The sequence below is a fragment of the Kosakonia sp. MH5 genome (assembly GCF_009935945.1).
Taxonomy (GTDB): domain Bacteria; phylum Pseudomonadota; class Gammaproteobacteria; order Enterobacterales; family Enterobacteriaceae; genus Kosakonia; species Kosakonia radicincitans.
In genome coordinates this window covers 946,439-964,329 of sequence record NZ_QODH01000001.1, presented here as the reverse complement: position 1 = coordinate 964,329, position 17,891 = coordinate 946,439, and the positions used below count along the sequence as shown (strand labels likewise).

At 58.4% G+C, this 17,891-nt stretch carries 15 protein-coding genes; 2 read left to right on the top strand and 13 right to left on the bottom strand.

The window, feature by feature from the left end:
* Positions 1 to 32: 32 nt before the first annotated feature.
* From DK872_RS04585 to DK872_RS04545, 9 genes are all read right to left on the bottom strand, one after another.
* Positions 33 to 737: an ABC transporter ATP-binding protein gene (locus DK872_RS04585; protein WP_107146354.1), complete on the bottom strand. Its 705-nt coding sequence runs from the start codon at positions 735 to 737 to the stop codon at positions 33 to 35.
* Complete coding sequence (locus DK872_RS04580; RefSeq protein WP_161518073.1) at positions 724 to 1,560, bottom strand: ABC transporter ATP-binding protein; 837 nt, start codon at positions 1,558 to 1,560, stop codon at positions 724 to 726. The genes DK872_RS04585 and DK872_RS04580 overlap by 14 nt, the downstream gene beginning before the upstream one ends.
* Positions 1,553 to 2,386 carry an ABC transporter permease gene (locus tag DK872_RS04575; protein ID WP_007373746.1) on the bottom strand — a complete coding sequence of 278 codons (834 nt, stop codon included), beginning with the start codon at positions 2,384 to 2,386 and terminating at the stop codon, positions 1,553 to 1,555. The genes DK872_RS04580 and DK872_RS04575 overlap by 8 nt, the downstream gene beginning before the upstream one ends.
* Positions 2,386 to 3,435, bottom strand: a complete 1,050-nt coding sequence (locus DK872_RS04570) for an ABC transporter permease (protein WP_035886048.1) — start codon at positions 3,433 to 3,435, stop codon at positions 2,386 to 2,388. Before DK872_RS04570 ends, DK872_RS04575 begins: the two co-directional genes overlap by 1 nt.
* 55 nt (positions 3,436 to 3,490) lie before the next feature.
* Complete coding sequence (locus DK872_RS04565) at positions 3,491 to 5,059, bottom strand: ABC transporter substrate-binding protein (RefSeq protein WP_161518072.1); 1,569 nt, start codon at positions 5,057 to 5,059, stop codon at positions 3,491 to 3,493.
* A 173-nt stretch (positions 5,060 to 5,232) separates the two neighbouring features.
* Positions 5,233 to 6,738, bottom strand: coding sequence for an FGGY family carbohydrate kinase (locus DK872_RS04560; RefSeq protein WP_035886047.1), 1,506 nt, complete (start codon positions 6,736 to 6,738; stop codon positions 5,233 to 5,235).
* A 19-nt stretch (positions 6,739 to 6,757) separates the two neighbouring features.
* On the bottom strand, positions 6,758 to 8,176 hold the full coding sequence (locus DK872_RS04555) for an L-fucose/L-arabinose isomerase family protein (protein ID WP_007373750.1): 1,419 nt from the start codon (positions 8,174 to 8,176) through the stop codon (positions 6,758 to 6,760).
* Between the two features lie 33 nt (positions 8,177 to 8,209).
* The gene (locus DK872_RS04550; protein ID WP_161518071.1) at positions 8,210 to 9,157 is read right to left on the bottom strand and encodes a transketolase family protein; all 948 of its coding nucleotides are present in this window, start codon (positions 9,155 to 9,157) and stop codon (positions 8,210 to 8,212) included.
* Entirely contained in the window at positions 9,150 to 9,980 is an 831-nt protein-coding gene (locus DK872_RS04545; RefSeq protein ID WP_161518070.1) for a transketolase, read from the bottom strand. Before DK872_RS04545 ends, DK872_RS04550 begins: the two co-directional genes overlap by 8 nt.
* A 318-nt stretch (positions 9,981 to 10,298) precedes the next feature.
* On the opposite strand from DK872_RS04545, the gene DK872_RS04540 reads away from it, so the two are divergent.
* Positions 10,299 to 11,252 (top strand): sugar-binding transcriptional regulator, encoded by a 954-nt coding sequence (locus DK872_RS04540; protein WP_035886045.1) that lies wholly within the window; start codon positions 10,299 to 10,301, stop codon positions 11,250 to 11,252.
* 663 nt (positions 11,253 to 11,915) lie between these two features.
* Positions 11,916 to 13,598: a methyl-accepting chemotaxis protein gene (locus DK872_RS04535; protein WP_035886044.1), complete on the top strand. Its 1,683-nt coding sequence runs from the start codon at positions 11,916 to 11,918 to the stop codon at positions 13,596 to 13,598.
* 72 nt (positions 13,599 to 13,670) lie between these two features.
* On the opposite strand, the gene DK872_RS04530 is transcribed toward DK872_RS04535, so the two are convergent.
* The 4 genes from DK872_RS04530 to DK872_RS04515 are packed head-to-tail and all read right to left on the bottom strand — an operon-like array spanning position 13,671 to position 17,849.
* Positions 13,671 to 14,759: an ABC transporter permease gene (locus DK872_RS04530; protein ID WP_007373755.1), complete on the bottom strand. Its 1,089-nt coding sequence runs from the start codon at positions 14,757 to 14,759 to the stop codon at positions 13,671 to 13,673.
* Position 14,760: 1 nt separating this feature from the next.
* On the bottom strand, positions 14,761 to 16,287 hold the full coding sequence (locus DK872_RS04525; RefSeq protein ID WP_186298774.1) for a sugar ABC transporter ATP-binding protein: 1,527 nt from the start codon (positions 16,285 to 16,287) through the stop codon (positions 14,761 to 14,763).
* Complete coding sequence (locus DK872_RS04520; protein WP_161518069.1) at positions 16,287 to 16,895, bottom strand: DUF2291 family protein; 609 nt, start codon at positions 16,893 to 16,895, stop codon at positions 16,287 to 16,289. Before DK872_RS04520 ends, DK872_RS04525 begins: the two co-directional genes overlap by 1 nt.
* A 12-nt stretch (positions 16,896 to 16,907) precedes the next feature.
* Positions 16,908 to 17,849: a D-ribose ABC transporter substrate-binding protein gene (locus DK872_RS04515; RefSeq protein ID WP_035886042.1), complete on the bottom strand. Its 942-nt coding sequence runs from the start codon at positions 17,847 to 17,849 to the stop codon at positions 16,908 to 16,910.
* Positions 17,850 to 17,891: the final 42 nt, after the last annotated feature.

Here is a 17,891-nt window from a genome sequence, read left to right as displayed (position 1 = left end):
CACCGCGCACTGGTGGCTGCCGGTGCGCGGCATTACCCCATCCGGTGTTCACCACGCACCAGCGCGCTACGGTCAAAGAAACGCTCAATCACGCCATTGGCCATAAATGCTGCCCGGTCAGACATATGGGCAATCACATCGGCATCATGGCTGACCAGCAGATAGCTCATGCCGTGCTGCTGCTTCAGGCGGTTAAGCAGGTTAAGAATTTCGGCCTGCACCGACATATCCAGCGCCGATGTCGGCTCATCCAGCAGCAGAATTTTTGGTCGCAGCAACAGTGCGCGGGCGATTGCCACGCGCTGACGCTGGCCGCCGGAGAGCTGGTGCGGGTAACGCCGTGCGGCATCAACCGGAAGCCCGACCTGCTCCAGCGCGGTAGCCACCTGCTGGTCAATTTCCGGTTCACCGTGAATTTTCAGCGGCTCCGCCAGCGTGCGCCACAGCGTATGGTTCGGGTGCAGCGAGGCGTAAGGATCCTGGAAGACCATCTGCACATTGCGCCGCAGCGTACCCTGATAACGCGTTCCGGCTTTCACCGGCTGGCCGAACAGCGACAGCTGGCCCTGCCATTCGCGCTGTAAACCTGCCAGCACGCGCAGCAGGGTTGATTTCCCGCAGCCGGACGCGCCAATCAGGCTGAAAGTTTCACCTTCTTCCACGCGCAAACTGGCGCCTTTCACCACTGTTTTCTCAGCAAAAGTGACCTGCAACTGCGCGATATCAACGATGCTCATCATTCGCCTCCGTAAAGGACTGGCTGCGATCCAGCGTCGGCAGCATCTGGCCCCAGGTTTCCGAGCCCGGTCGGCAGGTCCACAGCGTGCGGGTGTAGGGATGCTGCGCCTCAGGCAGATCGCTCGCCGCCATTGTGTCCACGCATTCCCCCTGATACATCACCATCACCCGGTGGCAGTGCTGCGCCACCAGCGGCAGATCGTGGCTGATGAGCAGCAGCGCCATTTGCCGTTGTTCGCACTGGGCGACCAGCAGTTCAAGGATCTGGTTACGCAGGCGCGCATCCAGCGCGGAAGTGGGTTCATCGGCAATCAGCACCTGCGGATCGTTAACCAGCGCCATGGCGATCATTACCCGCTGGCCCATACCGCCGGAGAGTTCGCCGGGGTAGCGTTGCAGCACCGTCGGTTCAAGTTCCACCGCCCATAGCGCCTCGTTGATCTTCTCCAGCCGCTGCTTGCGGTTCAGCCGCTGGTGGAGCGTCAGCGCTTCATCCAGTTGTGCCAGCACGGTTTTCACCGGGTTCAGCGCATAGCGCGGATCCTGCAATACCATCGCAATGTCGTTTCCGCGCAGCGCGCGCCAGCCGCGATCGTTGAGCGTGGTGACATCTCGTCCCAGCACATTCAGCGTGGTGGCGCTGACGTGACCCGGCTTGCGCACCAGCCCCATCAGGGCGCGGGCGGTCATCGATTTTCCCGAACCGGATTCGCCGACCAGCGCCAGCCGCTCGTTGCCAAGTGTAAAGCTCAGGTTTTTCACCACCCGCGCGCCGGGGTAGTCGATATTCAGGCCGCTTACCGCGACGCGTGTCTCAGTCATGTTGCGGCTCCAGTACATCGCGCAGGCCATCGCCCAGCAGGTTGAAGGCGAGGCTTGCCAGTAAGATCACCGCACCGGGCGCTGCGGCAATCCACCATTGATCGAAAATCACCTGCATACCGTCGGCGATCATCGCACCCCATTCCGCCATCGGCGGGCGTGCGCCCAGCCCTAAGAAACCCAGCCCGGCGGCAGCCAGAATGATGCCTGCCAGATCGAGCGCGAGGCGCACAATCGCCGAGGGCAAACAGAGCGGCAGAATATGGCCAAACAGCAGCCGCCAGCCGCGAATGCCCATCATCTCGGCGGCAGCCAGATAATCACTGTGACGCAAACGCTGGATCTCGCTGCGCGCCTGGCGGGCGTAAGCGGGCCAGGTGGTGAGCGCCAGCGCCAGCGCGCCGTTCACCAGCCCAGGGCCAAGCATGGCGACAAAAGCAAAGGCGAGGATCAGGCGCGGCATCGACATCACCACGTCGGTAAAGCGCATCAGCACGCGCTCCAGCCAGCCGCCGTAGTAGCCGGAAACAATACCGATCAGCAGCCCGACAGGCAGGGTAATGGCGGTCACCAGCGCCACCAGGCCGAGCGCCGGGCGGGTGCCGTAAATCAGCCGCGAGAGCAAATCGCGCCCGTAGCTGTCGGTGCCGAGCCAGTGCTGTGCGCTCGGTGCCTGCAAGCGCGCGGCGGCGTCCTGCCAGTTGGGATCGCGCGGTGCGAGCCACGGCGCAAACAGGGCGATCAGCAGCAGCACGGCGACAATCAGCAGCCCGCTGAATGCGGCAGGCGAGCGGCGCAGACGGTGCAGAAAAAGTGTCGTCGGCATCAGCGCACCCTCGGGTCGGTTAACCGTACCAGCAGGTCGGTCAGGTTATTGATCAGCACAAAGCAGACACCAATCACCAGCGTACCGCCCATGATGGCGGTGGTGTCGCCAGCGAACAGCGCTGTGGTGAGATAACGACCAATGCCGGGCCAGGAGAAGACCGTTTCGGTGAGTACCGCGCCTTCCAGCATGCTGGTGTACGCCAGTGCGATCACCGTCAGCAGCGTACCGCGAATATTAGGCAGCACATGGCGCAGCAGAATAGTCATCTCGCCTGCGCCTTTAGCGCGCGCCAGCAAAATGTACTCTTTGCTCATCTCGCTCAGGCAGGCAGAGCGGGTAAGGCGGGTAATGCTCGCCAGCGAATAGTAGGCCAGCAGCAGTACCGGCAGCAGCAGGTGGCTGAGCGCATTTTTAAACGCGCCGCTATCGCCGGAAAGCCAGGTATCGATCAGCGCGAAGCCCGTGCGCGGCGTGACGGTGTACTGGTAGATATCATCGAGCCTGCCCGGCCCGGCGCTCCATTGCAGGCGGGCGTAAAACAGCGCCAGCATCAGCAAACCCAGCCAGAAAATCGGCACCGAGTTGCCAAGTAGCGTAAAGGTGCGCACCGCCATATCCCACGGTGAGCCTTTAAAGCGTGCGCATAAAACGCCCGCGATCACGCCGAGCACGCTGCCGACAATCAGCGCCAGCGTTGCCAGCTCCAGCGTCGCCGGAAATGCGGCGAGCAGATCCTGTAACACCGGTTGCCCGGTGGCGCTGGCAGTGCCTAAATCACCATGGGCCAGGTTCACCAGGTAGTGCCAGAACTGCACCGGTAGAGGCTGGTCCAGCCCCAGTTGATGACGTACCTGATCGTAGGTGGACTGGCTGGCATGATCGCCGACAATCTGCAAAACCCGGTCAACAGGGGAGAAGGCCGACAGCGAAAAAGTCACCAGCAGCAGGCCAAAAAGCGTCAGGGCCAGCGTGAGCAGCCCCTGAAATAGCGCGAGCAGAGGACGTTTTACGCGCCGCTCTGCTCTGTTGGGTAAAACCACAGACATGGAAAAACTCGTCTTCAGCGAAAGAACCCTCCCGCGCGGGCGGGAGGAGGAAACGTTATTTGGTGACGCGGTCGTACCACACCATATCCGCATTCAGCCCCTGCTGGTAGCCTTTCACGTTATCGCGCACCACGATCTGTGTTTTGCCCTGATCGACAAAGACATACGGCGAGTTGTGCTGCAACTCCTGCTGCATTTTCTTGTACAGTTCGAGGCGTTTTGCCGCATCCGGCTCGGCCACCGCTGCCAGCGTCTCTTTATTCAGTTGCGGGATCTGCCAGCCGTTCAGCCCGGCCACGGTGCTGGATTTGCCATCGTTCCAGGCAAAGGCGCTGGCGTTAGAGTGGGCGTCGAAGTAATCCGGGATCCACAAACGAATCGCCGCCTGATGCTGTTTTGCCCGCACGCGAGCGTACACCTGGCTACCCGCTGCGGGCAGCAGATCCACTTTCACGCCGCCCTGGGCGAAGCTGGCCTGCATTGACTGGGCAATGGTGATAAACGGCGGTTTGTTTTCGACATCCAGCGTGAAGTGCGCGTCTTTAATGCCCGCTTTGGCGAGGATCGCTTTGGCTTTCGCCGGATCAAAGGTGAACGGGTTATCCTCCAGCGCGCCCGGCAGGCCAACCGGCAGGAAGCTCTGATGAATAAAATACTGGCCTTTCAGCAGATCTTTAGTGATGCCGTTGTAATCAACCAGCCAGCGCGCGGCTTCCCAGAACGCCGGGTTGTTCAGCAGCGGGTTGGCGCTGTTGCCGGTGTTAAAGACCAGGTAATTCTGCTCGGCAGACGGAATGCTCAGCACTTTCACGCCTTTCTTATCCGCCAGCGCGCTGATTTGATCGGCGCCCAGATCGCGCGCGACATCGGCATCGCCCTGCTGGATCAGCAGGCGACGGGAAGCCGGATCCGGCACGTTTTTAATGATGATGTTTTTAAGCTTCGGCGCGCCGCCAGGCGCGCTGGCGTTGGCATCCAGCACGATGGCCTGGTGCGGCTGGTAGACACGCATTTTAAACGCGCCGCTGCCCGCTGAGTGCATTTTCAGCCAGGCGTTGCCGAAGTCATTACCCTGTACATTGGCGCTGACCAGCTTCTCATCGACGATCGAGGCAATCGGCGTGGAGAGAATATTCAGCGCTACCGCCGGGCTGACATCCGCCGTCCAGTGCAGTTGCAGGGTGTGGTCATCCACTTTCTTCAACTGGCTGGCAATATTATCCGGCTGCCAGCCCAGCACGTTGAGGATAAACGCCGGGGATTTGTTGAGCGTCACCGCGCGGGTATAGGAGAAAATCACATCTTCCGGGCGCAGCGGGTTACCGGAGGCAAATTTCGCGTCGCTCTTCAGTTTGATAGTCAGGGTTTTTGCCGCTGGGTCCGCCTGCCAGCTTTCAGCCAGAATCGGAGTGATTTTTTCCGGGTTTTCACGATCGGGTTGCACCAGGCGCTGATACAGGCTCGGCACGGTCTGAATACTGGAAAGCTCGTTCGCTTCCGCCGGGTCAAGGCTGACAATATCGTCTAAACCCTGAGCGATGACCAGCGTATCCGGCGGTGTTGCCGCGTAGCTGGCAGCAGAAAGGAGCGCCAATATGACAGCAGGCAGCAGTTTTTTAGTCATAAGAAATCCCTGAAAAGTTAATATGATGTGATTATTTTGTACCGCTAAGGTAGGCCAGCTGCCGGCGTTTTTTAAAGTTTAAATTCATCTTTCTATATGCTGCATGCGCATAAGCCAGATTGTTTTGTCATTAGGGGAAAGATGCGTGGGGCGAGCGCCCCGCGCAGAGAGAATTACTTCGTCGAGCGCGCCAGTTGCACTGCGTTTTGCCAGTCAAACCAGCGTTTTTGCAAGCGGCCATGACGCGCCATATCCGGCTGAAAAGTGATGTGTTCCGGCAGGTAGCGGCGCAACTGTTCGCCATCGATGCGCAGCAACGCTTTGCGCGCCAGCAGCGCCGCGCCGATTGCCGACAGTTCCGCAACGTCGCTGCGCATTACCGGGCAGCCGAGCAGATCCGCCTGGTACTGCATTAGCCAGTCATTCTTCGTCGGCCCGCCGTCCACCATCAGCGCCTTCAGCGTGAAATCACCGTGCTGGCGCATGGCGACCACCACATCAGCAATCTGATAAGTGATGGATTCCAGCGCCGCGCGAATCAGATGCGCGCGCTTAACGCCCCGGCTTAAACCGTGGATCAAACCGCGCGCCTGCTCATCCCACCACGGCGCGCCCAGCCCGGTCAGCGCCGGAACAAAGTAGACGCCAAGCGTGGAATCCACCGACGCAGGCAACGTGCTGAGCGCCTGCGCCAGATCGGCTTCCGGCAGCTCGCTCAGCCCGGTGCTTTCGACCATCCACGCCACCGCATCGCCGGTGTGCGGAATATTGCCTTCCAGACCGTAAACCAGTTTTTCGCCGTCGTGCCAGGCGACGGTCGTCGCCAGCGATTTCACGTCACCCTGCGCCGGTGCGACCGGCACCATTACCGAAGAACCGGTGCCGTAAGTCGCTTTAACGCAGCCCGCCGCGCCCAGCCCGTGGGCGAACAGCGCGGCATGGGAATCGCCAATCATCGCCAGCAGCGGAATGCCGTCCGGAATTCCCTCCAGCCCTCGGGTGTGACCAAACAATCCGCTGGAGGGGCGGATTTCGGGCAGCGCCCGGCGCGGAATGCCGAACAGTTCCAGCATGCTGTCATCCCACTCGCCGCGTTGCAGATTCAGCAACTGGGTGCGCGAAGCGTTGGAATAATCACAGCAAAACGCCGCGCCGCCGGTGAAGTGCCACAGCAGCCAGCTATCGATCGTGCCAAGGCAAATCTCGCCTTGCTCCGCCAGCGCGCGGGCGTTGGGTGTGGCATCGAGCAGCCAGCGCATTTTCGAGGCGGAAAACAGCGGCGCGACCGGCAATCCGGTCACGGCTTTAATCTCCGTTTCGCGCCCTTGTTCACGCAGGGCGTGGCAAAAATCAGCGGTACGCGAACACTGCCAGCTTAGCGCCGGGCCTAACGGTTGCCCGCTGGCGCGATACCAGCCGATGGCGGTTTCGCGCTGGTTGCTGATCGCCAGTGCCGCAACGTTTTGTGCGCCGACGGCGTCAATCACCTGGCGCACCACGGCCAGCGAGGCCTCCAGCAGCAGTTCGCCGGACTGCTCGACCCAGCCTTCGCGCGGCGTCTGGATATTCAGCGGCCGCGCGCATTTGGCGACCACGGCGCCGCGGGCGTCCAGCGCCACGGCTTTCGCGTTGGTGGTGCCTTCGTCCAGCGCGATAATGATCTCTTTATTCAGCGGCATGATGTCTCTCCCGGCGGCATTATTGGTGGAGATACGTTTCGACGCCGAGATAACGGGTAAAGGCTTCGTGCAGGATCTCCGCGCTGGCCGCATGGTTCATCGCCACGTGGTGTTCAAAGCCGTTACGGCAGATCCACGCCAGCAGGTTTTCCAGGTTGGGCACCTGAATCACCGCGCGGCAGCCGACGGTATCAAGCGGATCGTCGACCGACTGCCCGGAACCGACATAAGCTTTGATCTCGCCGCTCAGATCGTCAGTACTTAAGCGGAAGTAGGTGAGAGCACCCGCTTTCAGGCGGCCATGCACTGCGCCGCAGGTGTTCTCTTTGCCGACGGTGGTGCCGATGATATCAGCGGTGCCCATATGCGGGCTTTCCAGGCTGGCAGAAGCGAAGTTACCGCAGTGAAACAGCACGCATTTGTTGCGATCATCGCCAAAGTTGTTGTTCCAGTCGGCAATAGAGGCCGGGCTCATATTGGCGCTCGCCAGCGCATACATCGACAGCGCGCCCATCACGTCCACTTCGCAGGCCGACGGCATCAACTGGCCGGACATCACGCTCATGATCGAACAGACGTTAATGCCGAGATTCTCCTGCAACGAGGTCCAGCACTGGATGGCGGTAGTGTCGATATCGTTGGCGATCACCCATTCGCTGATCACCACGAAGAGCTTCGCCATCGTCACCAGTTTGTCGGCGGGAATGGCGCTGGCATCGGCGTTATCCAGCAGCAGGCGGCGTTTTTCATCGACGCGAATATCGTCATCGCGCAGGGTTTTGATGCGGGTAAAGACTTCGGAAAGATCGAGGGTTTCTACTGCAATGCCCAGCCGTTCGAGCAGTTTTTCGCTGTAACGCACGGTGTTGAATCCGGCAGGCCGCGCGCCAATTGCGCCAACGCGTACGCCGCGCATGCTGCTGACCACCCGGCAAATCTGCTCAAAACGTTTTAGGTCTTTTTCAAATACCTCGCCGCTTAATGCACAAACATGCTGAGTGGTGAGGGTAAAAGGAATGCCGTACTGGCGCAGGTTGTTACACAGGGAGATTTTGCCGCAGAAACTGTCGCGGCGCGTCGCCAGCCCCATTTTGTCCAGATTATCCTCTTCGGCCTGCACCAGCACCGGCACATTCAGCCCGGAAAGGCGCAGGGTTTCCGCCACCGCTTTTTCATCGCCAAAGTTGGGCAGCAGCACCACCACACCGTGGATCTCATCGCGGTGAGCGCGGAACAGTTCAGCGCAGATTTTCGCATCCTGGCGGGTTTCTACACCGCCCAGTTCGGTTTGCGCTTCATCAAGCATGATGGTGTTGATGCCAAGACGGCTGAACAGCGCGATGGCCTGCTCGCGGGCTTCGGCGACCAGATAGCTCGGGAAGAAACCACGGTTGCCAATGATCACTGCCATGGTCAGTGTTTGCGGAATTCGGGACATTGTTCTCTCTCCAGTAAGATGTTCTTTTTATTGTTATTGCCGTGCGTTCAGCAGTTCGCGGGCATTTTTTACCACGCCAGCCGCATCAATTTGATGGCGGGCGCGGGTTGCCGCGCGATCGGCGGCGATGGCGTATTGCCCGTCGGCAATACCAAGCCGACGCAGCGGTAGCGCGCATCCGGCTTCGGCCAGCACTTCAGCCACCAGGCTGCCGACGCCGCCGTTAATGTTGTGCTCTTCGACGCTGACTACGGCGCGGTGGGATTTCAGCGCGGCCAGTAGCTGGGATATATTGCAGGGACGAATAGACGGTACACTGATAACACTGGCCTCAATACCCTCTGCTGCCAGTTGTGTGGCAGCTTCGACAATTTCATGGACCGTCGACCCCATCGCCACCAGCGCGATATCGCCACCGCTCCGCAGCACATCGATGTTACCCGGTGCGAAGCGGTAGCTTTCGTCATGCAGCTCCGGCAGCGCTTTGCCATCAAGACGGATATAGACCGGGCCAATGTGGGCGAGGGCGTAATCAATGATCTGCCGACACTCCAGCGGGCTGGATGGGGCATAGATTTCGATATTGCCGAAACCGCGCAGCACCGAGATATCGTCGATACTGTGGTGCGTGCTGGCCAGCGGGCCGTAGCTGGCTCCGGCGTTCAGGCCGAACAGCTTCACATTGGTGTTGTTGTAGCAAATATCGACTTTGATCTGCTCGTTGGCGCGGGAGATCAAAAACGGCGCGGCGTTACAGGTGACGGCGATTTTGCCGCCCAGCGCGAGGCCTGCCGCGGCACCGACCAGCGTCTGTTCGGCGATGCCGACGTTCACCACGCGGCCGGGAAATTTCTGCATAAACGGTGAGATTTTGGCGGTGGACGTGGAATCCGCCACTACCGGCACCAGATCCATACCGTTGTCGACCGCGTCGATAAAGGCGTTCACCATCACCGTCGCCAGGTGTTCACTGTTACTCATCTTTCAACTCCTCCAGCGCCAGTTCAACTTCGTCGCCTTTCGGTACGCGGTGATGCCACTCCGGGCGCCCCTGAATAAAGGAGATGCCCGCGCCTTTGGTGGTGTGGGCGATCACCACATGCGGTTTACCTGCGGGCCGTAAGCCTTCCAGCGTGCGCACCACATCGGCCATATCGTTACCGCGACATTCCGTTACCTGCATACCAAAGGCACGCCACTTGGCATCCAGCGGATCGGTATTGAGGATCTCTTTGGTTGGCCCGGCGAGTTGCAGGCTGTTTTTGTCGTTAATAATGATCAGGTTGTCGAGCTGGTAGTGCGCCGCCACCAGCGCGGCCTCCCAGTTGCTGCCTTCCGCCAGTTCACCATCGCCAGTGACCACGAAAACACGGCGCGCGCTGTTGTTGCGTTTGGCGGCCAGCGCGATGCCGACAGCGACCGGCAAACCGTGACCGAGCGCGCCGGTGTTGAGTTCAATGCCGGGGGTTTTGTGTTTCACCGGATGGCCGGGCAGGTGCGAATCGGCGTGTTGATAGGTAGAAAGCCAGTCGACAGGAATAAAACCGGCTTCGGCCAGCACACAGTAATAACCGCCGACCGCGTGGCCTTTTGATTGAATGTAGATGTCCCGCTCATCGCTCTCTTTGGTCTGCGGTGAGCAGTTCAGGATGCGAAAATAGAGCGCAGTCAGCACTTCTACCTGGGATAAATCAGCTCCGGTATGCCCGCCAGCCGGGCTTTCGGCGTTAAGCACGATAATGCGACGACGTACCGCGCGGGCTTTTTTTTCAAGTTCATCCACAGAGAGTGAAAACGGATTCATAGCGTACCTCTTGAATGTATAATCTGTAATGAATAAATATTCAATCGGGGCGTGAAAAGGCTTCCGGATAGCAGGTGACAACGCATTATCGTCAGTTTTTACGACAGGTTGTGACTGAGTCGGAATATATATTCACTGTTGATTTATTATTCATGATTAAAGATATGCCTTGTGTTAAGGTTTGTCTACGCCCGGATCGGGCAAATTTGGAAGAAAGGAGAAAAGGATCACATTTGGATGAGGGTTGCCGCATCGGGCTGGCTTGTTATCTATTCAATGATGAATAAAAATATCAGGCATCAGAGAAAGGGGAATCTCATGTCAAAGCAGGATGAACAGCGGCTACTGGTGAAAATCGCCACGCTTTATTACAACGAAAATAAAAAACAGTCTGAGATCGCGACGTTGCTGCACCTTTCGCAATCCTTTGTTTCGCGCGCGCTGACGCGCTGCCAGAAAGAGGGGCTGGTGAAAATCACCGTTGTGCAGCCGACCAATATTTTTGTCGCGCTGGAAAAGGCGATCGAGCAGCAGTACGGCATCCGGCAGGCGATTGTCGTGGATGTCGGGGAAAATCCCGCTAACGCGGCGATAAAACACGCCATCGGCAGCGCGGCGGCGCACTATGTCGAAACGCGTCTGCGCCCGGAAGACCTGGTCGGGATCTCGTCGTGGAGCAGCACCATTCGCTGCATGGTGGATGAGATGCACCCGCAGAGTATCCGCGCAGCCGGGGTGATTCAGCTGTTGGGCGGCGTCGGGCCGAACGGCAACGTGCAGGCGACGATCCTGACGCAGCAACTGGCGGCGCACCTCGGTTGTCCGGCGTGGCTGCTGCCGTCGCAGAGTATTGAGCATTCGGTGGATGAGCGGGCGCGGCTGGTGAACAGCCCGGATGTTGCCGCCGTGGTAGCGAAATTTGCCGAAGTGGATGTGGCGATTGTCGGTATCGGTGAGCTGGAGCCGTCGCAACTGCTGAAAAATTCCGGTAACTACTACAACGAAAACATGTTGAAACTGCTGGCGGAGCGCGGCGCGGTGGGCGATATCTGCCTGCACTATTACGACGCGGCGGGCAACCCGGTGCTGAGCCATGAAGAAGATCCGGTGATCGGCATGGAACTGGCGCAGATCCGCCAGTGCCCGCAGGTGATTGCGCTGGCGGGCGGTATCGAAAAACGCAACGCCATTCGCGGCGCGCTTCAGGGCAATTATATTGATGTGCTGATCACCGATTACCCGACGGCTCGTAGCCTGGTGCAGGCTGAGTAAGGCCTGGCGGCAAAATTACCGTTGGCGCTGCGCTTATCGGGCCTACGTAATTACAGCAACGCATAAGCTATTTTCTGCCACAACTCTCACAGCGAGGGGGTTGTGTCCCCGCTGAAATCGGCGAGCCGAAGCGCAGATGACAAGGTCTGGACGCCTTGGATGGCGGCCAGAGGCGAACCGAGACAGGACGTCGAGTTGAGCCGACCGCAGGCAGATGCGCGGGAGGTGAGCGCAGTGCGCAGCACCGATTTCCCGCGGGGCCGCGGGGATTGGCAAGGGGAGCGCGGCAGCTCCCCTTGTCCCGTTCACGTGATGCCATGTTTCTGAAACTACTGAACGCCTGGTGAACGGAACCCTTTCTCATAGCAGCGGTTTTGCTAAACTCGCAGACCCGGTTCGTGCTGCGCCACCAGGCATTCCTCACTACAACCCCCTCGCTGCGAGAGTTGTGGCAGAAAATAGCTTATGCATCGCTGTAAGCGGGTCAGCCCGGTGGTGCTGCGCCATCGGGCCACCCGCCGCGATTGTTATCGCTGTTTTAAATAAAAGTTATTGCCTTACTTCTTTTTAATCTTAATTAACTTCGCTGTAACGCCGATGGAGAGTTAAGCAGCGCTGTATCGCTGTTGTTCCTTTTCTTCACAGCAATTTACCGGGGTTTTTATGCACATAATTCGAAATTTAAAAATCAAGGTCGTGATGCTTGCGATCCTGATCATTTTTACTCTGCTCTGGGGCGGCGTGTCGTTTTTCTCTCTGCATGCATTAAGCGGCTTAACGGACGAAGTTGAACTCACCAACGTTCAGCAGGTAAACGGTGACATTATCAATAACGCCAGCGACCGTTACTATCAGGTGAAACTGCTGATGGATCGCGCAATCGTTTACCAGGCAAATAACGATACCCAAAACTACCAACAAACCATCGAGCGCATCGGCAAAGATATCGACTTTCTGCAGGGCGGGTTGAACCAGTTTAAAGTCACCGACCACGCCAATATCAGCACTACTGCTACGGACAATATCTACAACAGCTCGCTGACGCTGTTTAACCAGGCCATCACCCCCATGTTTGCCGCTATCAAGGAGAACAACGCCGCGAGTTATGCGCAGCTGTCGAAAGATCAGTTCAGCCCGCTGCGCAGCGGTTTTTCGCAGGCAATCGTCGCTTATAACCAGGAGATTCACGATCTGAAATCCGCGGCGAATGGGCGTATTGCCAGTTGGGTGTCGGTGACGCGCACCATCATTATTATCGCGATGGTCATTGGCCTGGCGATGCTGGTGCTGTCGGAACGTTACCTGGCGCTGTGTCTGGGGCGTTCGCTGGAGTGGGTGAAACAGCATTTGCAGGTGCTGTCGGTCGGGAGCCTGGATAAACCGACGAAAGATCTGGGGCGCAACGAAGTCGGGCAGTTGATCCCGTATCTGGCAACGATGCAGGAGAACTGGGTGAAAACCGTCGCGCAGATCCGTAACAGCGCCGGAGAAATCTACCAGGGCGCCAGCGAAATTGCCTCCGGGAATACCGATCTCTCTTCGCGCACTGAAGAGCAGGCTGCGGCATTGACGCAAACCGCCGCCAGCATGGAGGAGTTGAGTGCGGTGGTGAAACAGAACGCCGACAACGCCAATCAGGCCAGCCAACTGGCGAAAACTGCGTCGGAAGCGGTGAACACCGGTGAAGAACGGGTGCAGGCGGTTATCGCCAGCATGAAGAACATTACCGAAAGTTCGCAGAAAATTACCGACATTATCAACGTGATCGACAGTATTGCTTTCCAGACCAATATCCTGGCGCTGAACGCTGCCGTGGAAGCCGCGCGCGCCGGTGAGCAGGGGCGCGGTTTTGCCGTCGTCGCCAGCGAAGTGCGTAACCTGGCGCAGCGCAGCGCCGGTGCGGCGAAAGAGATCAAAACGCTGATCGACGAGTCCGTAGTTAACGTCAATAACGGTTACGACCAGGTGACGCTGACCAGCGAATCGATGGATAACATCCTGCGTTCCGTCACCAGCGTGACGGACATCATGGGCGAGATCGCGTCGGCATCCAGCGAGCAGAGTAAAGGGATTGGCCAGGTCGGCACGGCGATTTCGCAAATGGATGGCGTTACCCAACAGAACGCCGCGCTGGTGGAAGAGTCTTCCGCCACCTCCAGTTCGCTGGAACAGCAGGCTTACCAACTGACCGAAATCGTGTCGGTGTTTAAACTGCCGGGCGATGTTGCTGCGCAAAGCGCCGCCAGCAAACCGGCATCGAAAGCGCCGAAAGCCGGAAAACCGGTGCTGCGCCCGGCATTAGCCAGCGCCAGCAAAGCGCCGGATACCGAGTGGGAAGCGTTCTAATAAAAAAATGCCCGGCCGCATCATGCGAGCCGGGCGGTAAAAACCCGGCGCATCAGAGCCGGGCAAGCTGGTCTATTTACCTTCCATCACCGCCTTCTGCGCGACCACTGCCGCTTTCTGCTGCATGCGGTTTTGCATCTGATCGATAATCACCGCCACGATAATCACGATCCCTTTGATCACCATTTGCCAGAACTCGCTGACGCCCATCATCACCAGCCCGTCGGCGAGAAAACCGATCACGAACGCGCCAATCAGCGTACCGAGCACGGTGCCGCGACCACCGGCCAGCGACGTACCACCCAGCACCACGGCGGCGATGGCGTTCATTTCAAAAGCCGTACCGTTAGCCGGGTGGCTCGCCAGCAACTGCGCCGAGACCACAATGCCCGCCAGCGCGGCGCACAGCCCGGAGAGGGTGTAAACCCAGATTTTTACCTGCTTCACCCGCACGCCGGAGAGCTCGGCGGCGCGTTCGTTATCGCCAATCGCATAAACATGGCGGCCAAACGGCAGGCGGCGGGCGATATAAGCAATCACTGCGGCCAGCACAATCATCAGCCAGATGGCCCACGGAATGCCGAACAGCGTCCCGGCGCCAATTTCATCAAACCCGGTATTGCCGAGCAGCGGGTTGCCGGCAAGCCCCGGAAACGTCTGCCCGTCGGAGGTCAGCATCGCCGCGCCGCGCAGCACATACATGGTGCCAAGGGTGCAGATAAACGGCGCAACGTTGTAGCGGGTGATGATCCAGCCGTTTACCGCGCCGATAAGCCCGCCAGTCAGCAGTACCAGCGGTACAATCACCCACACGCTGGGGAAAATGGCGATACCGAACATCGGCAACACAATGCCTTTGGTGATCATCCAGCCAGCGATCATTCCGCACAGCCCGAGCGTTGCGCCAATCGACAGATCGATTCCGGCGGTGATGATCACAAAGGTAATGCCCAGCGCCAGAAAGGCGTTGATGGCGATATGTTTAATCATGATCAGCAGGCTGCCGGTGGAGAGAAAACCCGGCACGGTGGCGGTAAAAAAGCCGACGATCAGGAACAGCGCGATAAAGGTACGCAGCTTCAACAGTAAAAGCAGAATGCTTTCGCGTGATAACGATGCGCCCGCGCGCGGCACGATGGCCATAGATTGTGTTGTTTTCATATCAGAACCCCTGAGCACTTGCTGTTACCAGTGCCGACTCTTCGGCCCGGGCGCGTTCAATATCGGCCGTCAGTTTGCCGCCGGACATCACCATAATACGGTCAGAAACCGCCATGATTTCTTTCAAATCGGAGGTGGAAAAGACCACCGCGATCCCCTGTTGCGAAAGCTGCACCATCATGCGGAACACATCGGCTTTTGCGCCGACATCAATGCCGCGCGTTGGCTCGTCGAGAAACAGCACTTTCGGGTTAGTCAGCAGCGAGCGGCCAATCACCACTTTCTGCTGGTTACCGCCGCTGAGCGCCTGGATCTCCACCTCCGGCGAGGAGACTTTAATCGACAGGTTGCCAATGGTGCTGGCGACCACCGCTTCTTCATCCTTTATGGCGATAGTGAAACCGCGCTGCAAGCGCCGCCACAGGCTGGCGATGGTGAGATTGCTCGCTACCGACGAGATGGGAAAGATGCCGGTGCGTTTGCGATCTTCCGGTACCAGGCTCATGCCCATGCGGATGCGCTCCGCGGGCGTCAGCCGTTGCGGCACCGGTTTGCTGTCGAGCCACAGCTTGCCGAGATAGTTGCGTTCGGTTCCGAGCATGCACTCAAACAGCTCGGTACGTCCGGCACCCATCAGGCCGTAGATGCCGACAATCTCGCCAGCATGCACTTTAAAGCTGACATCATTTACCGTGGTGACGCCGCTGGCGTTTACGCAGGTGATGTTTTCAGCTTCCAGAACCGGCGCGCCGAAGGTTCTTCCCGGCGAGAGGAAGTTACTCACCGGATCGCTGCCGAGCATTTCGCGTACGATCCACGGCACATCGATATCGCAGACCTTCGCTTCGGCCTGAAATTTGCCATCGCGCAGAATGGTGATGACATCGCCAATTGCCATTAACTCTTCCAGCCGGTGCGAAATGTAGATAATCGACACCCCCTGGCGCGTGAGTTCACGTATCACGCGGAACAGGATCTCCACTTCCGTTTTGCTCAGCGCCGAAGTGGGTTCGTCGAGGATCAGAATATCGGCATCCTCGGCCAGCGCTTTGGCGATCTCGACCAGTTGCTGCTGGCCGACTTTTAAGTTGCCAACCAGTTCGCGCGGCGAGATGGGCTGATCGAGGCGCCTGAGCAGTTCAGCGGTGCGTTTTTCCTGCTCCGCTTCGTTAATCGGCGTCACCCCTTTTTGCAGCTCGCGGCCGAGAAAAATATTCTCCGCGACGTTGAGGTTTTCGAACAGATTCAGCTCCTGGTGCACCATGCCAATACCGTGTGCGGCGGCGGAGCGGGTGTCGGAAAAGTGCACCGTTTCGCCATTCAGTTCGATGGTGCCGACGCTCGGCTGCTGCACGCCGGCGAGAATTTTCATCAGCGTCGATTTGCCCGCGCCGTTCTCGCCGATAATCACGTTTACTTTGCCGCGCCAGACGTTGTAATCGACGTTGTCCAGCGCCACGGTGCCGGGAAACAGCATCGACACGCCGCGCGTGCGCAGAATGATGTCGTCCACAGGTAGATCGCTCATTACTGTGCCTCCTGTTGCAACTCCAGTGCCACGGCGTCATCAAGCTTGCCGCCGCTGAGCGTGACCGCCATCAGTATGGTGACCGGTTTTCCGGCCCAGCTGGCGTCAACTTTTGGCAGATGTTTTGCTGCTTCACGGTTATAGGCGCGGGAAAGCTGCGCAAACTGGACCTGGTTGGTAAAGTCTTCAAATTTAAAACCGGTAGCATCGCGAATTGCGTTACCGCGTATTACCGGGCCAAGCTGCACCGGCAGCGGTTGCCCGTTAACGTTAATCAGCATCTGCTGTTCGCGTTCATTACTGGTATCAATGCGTTCGACCTGGCTTGTCAGCCGGACAAATACGCTCTGCGGCGCGGCGGCCGGTTTTTTTTGTTGGGCGGCCAGCGTGTCGGCGCTCAGCGCATGTTGGTGCGCGGCGTTGATCACGCGTTCCTGCCAGGTTTGTTGCGCGATCTGCTGCGGCGTCTGGTTGTCAAAGCTGGCTTTGGCATGCGGATCGGCAGGCATAATCGGCTTGCCGTTCTCATCCAGATCCACCACGGTGCAGGCCGTGAGCAACAGGGCAACGCACCCTGCGAGCGCATTACCCCATTGTTTTAACCACATAGCGCCTCCGCGTTACTTGCTGAGGTTGAACATTTTCAGTTTGCTGGCGTTGCTGTCATCGATCAGCATGCAGTCCATCAGTTGTTTCTCTTCCTTCTGCGCTTTGCCGTTTTTCAGGAAGTAATCTGCCTGAACGACGGCCATTTGCGCCTGCTGCCAGCCGGGTTGCAGCACGGTGGCTTTGATGTTGCCTTTGTTGATGATCGAGTCGCGCACGTAGTCGCTGCCGTCAAAACCGACCACGATGACGTTATTTTTTCCGGCGGCTTTCAGCGCTGCTTCCGCGCCAAGCGCCATGGTGTCGTTGCCGGAAATCACGCCGACAATGTCCGGGTGCGTTTGCAGAATGGCTTCCATTCGGGTGAAGGCTTCGGTCTGGCTCCAGTTGGCGGTTTGCTGCGCCACCATTTTCATCTCCGGGTTGTCATCCAGCACATCGTGATAGCCCTGGGAACGCACGCTGGCGTTGGTGTCTGACTGGCGGCCTAACAGCTCAACGTACTTGCCTTTACCGTTTAGCAATTTGGCGAACTTCTCCGCGCCCAGTTGCGCGCCCTGATAGTTGTTGGAGACGATTTGCGCCACCGCCACGCCGGTTTTGTTGATTTCACGATCGATCAGAAACGTGGGCACGCCTGCTGCTTTTGCTTTCTCCAGCGGGCCGACGGTGGCATCTGCCCCGGCGTTATCCAGAATGATCGCTTTCGCTTTGCGGGCGATCGCCGTTTCAATCAATTGGTTCTGTTTGTTGACATCGTCGTCATGGGAAGCGACCAGCGTGGTGTAGCCCAGCTCCTTCGCTTTGGCTGCTGCGCCATCGGCTTCCGCTTTAAAAAACGGATTGTCGTGGGAAGGGGTAATAATCGCGATCAGGCCGTTATTTGCGGCGAAAAGCGAGCCGGATGCAGCGATCATCGAAGCCAGTACAACGGATTGCAGTAGGGTCTTTTTCATCTTTTTCTCCACATTGAATATATATTCAATAATGATTTATTA

Coding starts and splice junctions, on each gene's coding strand:
- DK872_RS04585 (WP_107146354.1), bottom strand. CDS start 737: ATGAGCATCGTTGATATCGCGCAGTTGCAGGTCACTTTTGCTGAGAAA.
- DK872_RS04580 (WP_161518073.1), bottom strand. CDS start 1,560: ATGACTGAGACACGCGTCGCGGTAAGCGGCCTGAATATCGACTACCCC.
- DK872_RS04575 (WP_007373746.1), bottom strand. CDS start 2,386: ATGCCGACGACACTTTTTCTGCACCGTCTGCGCCGCTCGCCTGCCGCA.
- DK872_RS04570 (WP_035886048.1), bottom strand. CDS start 3,435: ATGTCTGTGGTTTTACCCAACAGAGCAGAGCGGCGCGTAAAACGTCCT.
- DK872_RS04565 (WP_161518072.1), bottom strand. CDS start 5,059: ATGACTAAAAAACTGCTGCCTGCTGTCATATTGGCGCTCCTTTCTGCT.
- DK872_RS04560 (WP_035886047.1), bottom strand. CDS start 6,738: ATGCCGCTGAATAAAGAGATCATTATCGCGCTGGACGAAGGCACCACC.
- DK872_RS04555 (WP_007373750.1), bottom strand. CDS start 8,176: ATGTCCCGAATTCCGCAAACACTGACCATGGCAGTGATCATTGGCAAC.
- DK872_RS04550 (WP_161518071.1), bottom strand. CDS start 9,157: ATGAGTAACAGTGAACACCTGGCGACGGTGATGGTGAACGCCTTTATC.
- DK872_RS04545 (WP_161518070.1), bottom strand. CDS start 9,980: ATGAATCCGTTTTCACTCTCTGTGGATGAACTTGAAAAAAAAGCCCGC.
- DK872_RS04540 (WP_035886045.1), top strand. CDS start 10,299: ATGTCAAAGCAGGATGAACAGCGGCTACTGGTGAAAATCGCCACGCTT.
- DK872_RS04535 (WP_035886044.1), top strand. CDS start 11,916: ATGCACATAATTCGAAATTTAAAAATCAAGGTCGTGATGCTTGCGATC.
- DK872_RS04530 (WP_007373755.1), bottom strand. CDS start 14,759: ATGAAAACAACACAATCTATGGCCATCGTGCCGCGCGCGGGCGCATCG.
- DK872_RS04525 (WP_186298774.1), bottom strand. CDS start 16,287: ATGAGCGATCTACCTGTGGACGACATCATTCTGCGCACGCGCGGCGTG.
- DK872_RS04520 (WP_161518069.1), bottom strand. CDS start 16,895: ATGTGGTTAAAACAATGGGGTAATGCGCTCGCAGGGTGCGTTGCCCTG.
- DK872_RS04515 (WP_035886042.1), bottom strand. CDS start 17,849: ATGAAAAAGACCCTACTGCAATCCGTTGTACTGGCTTCGATGATCGCT.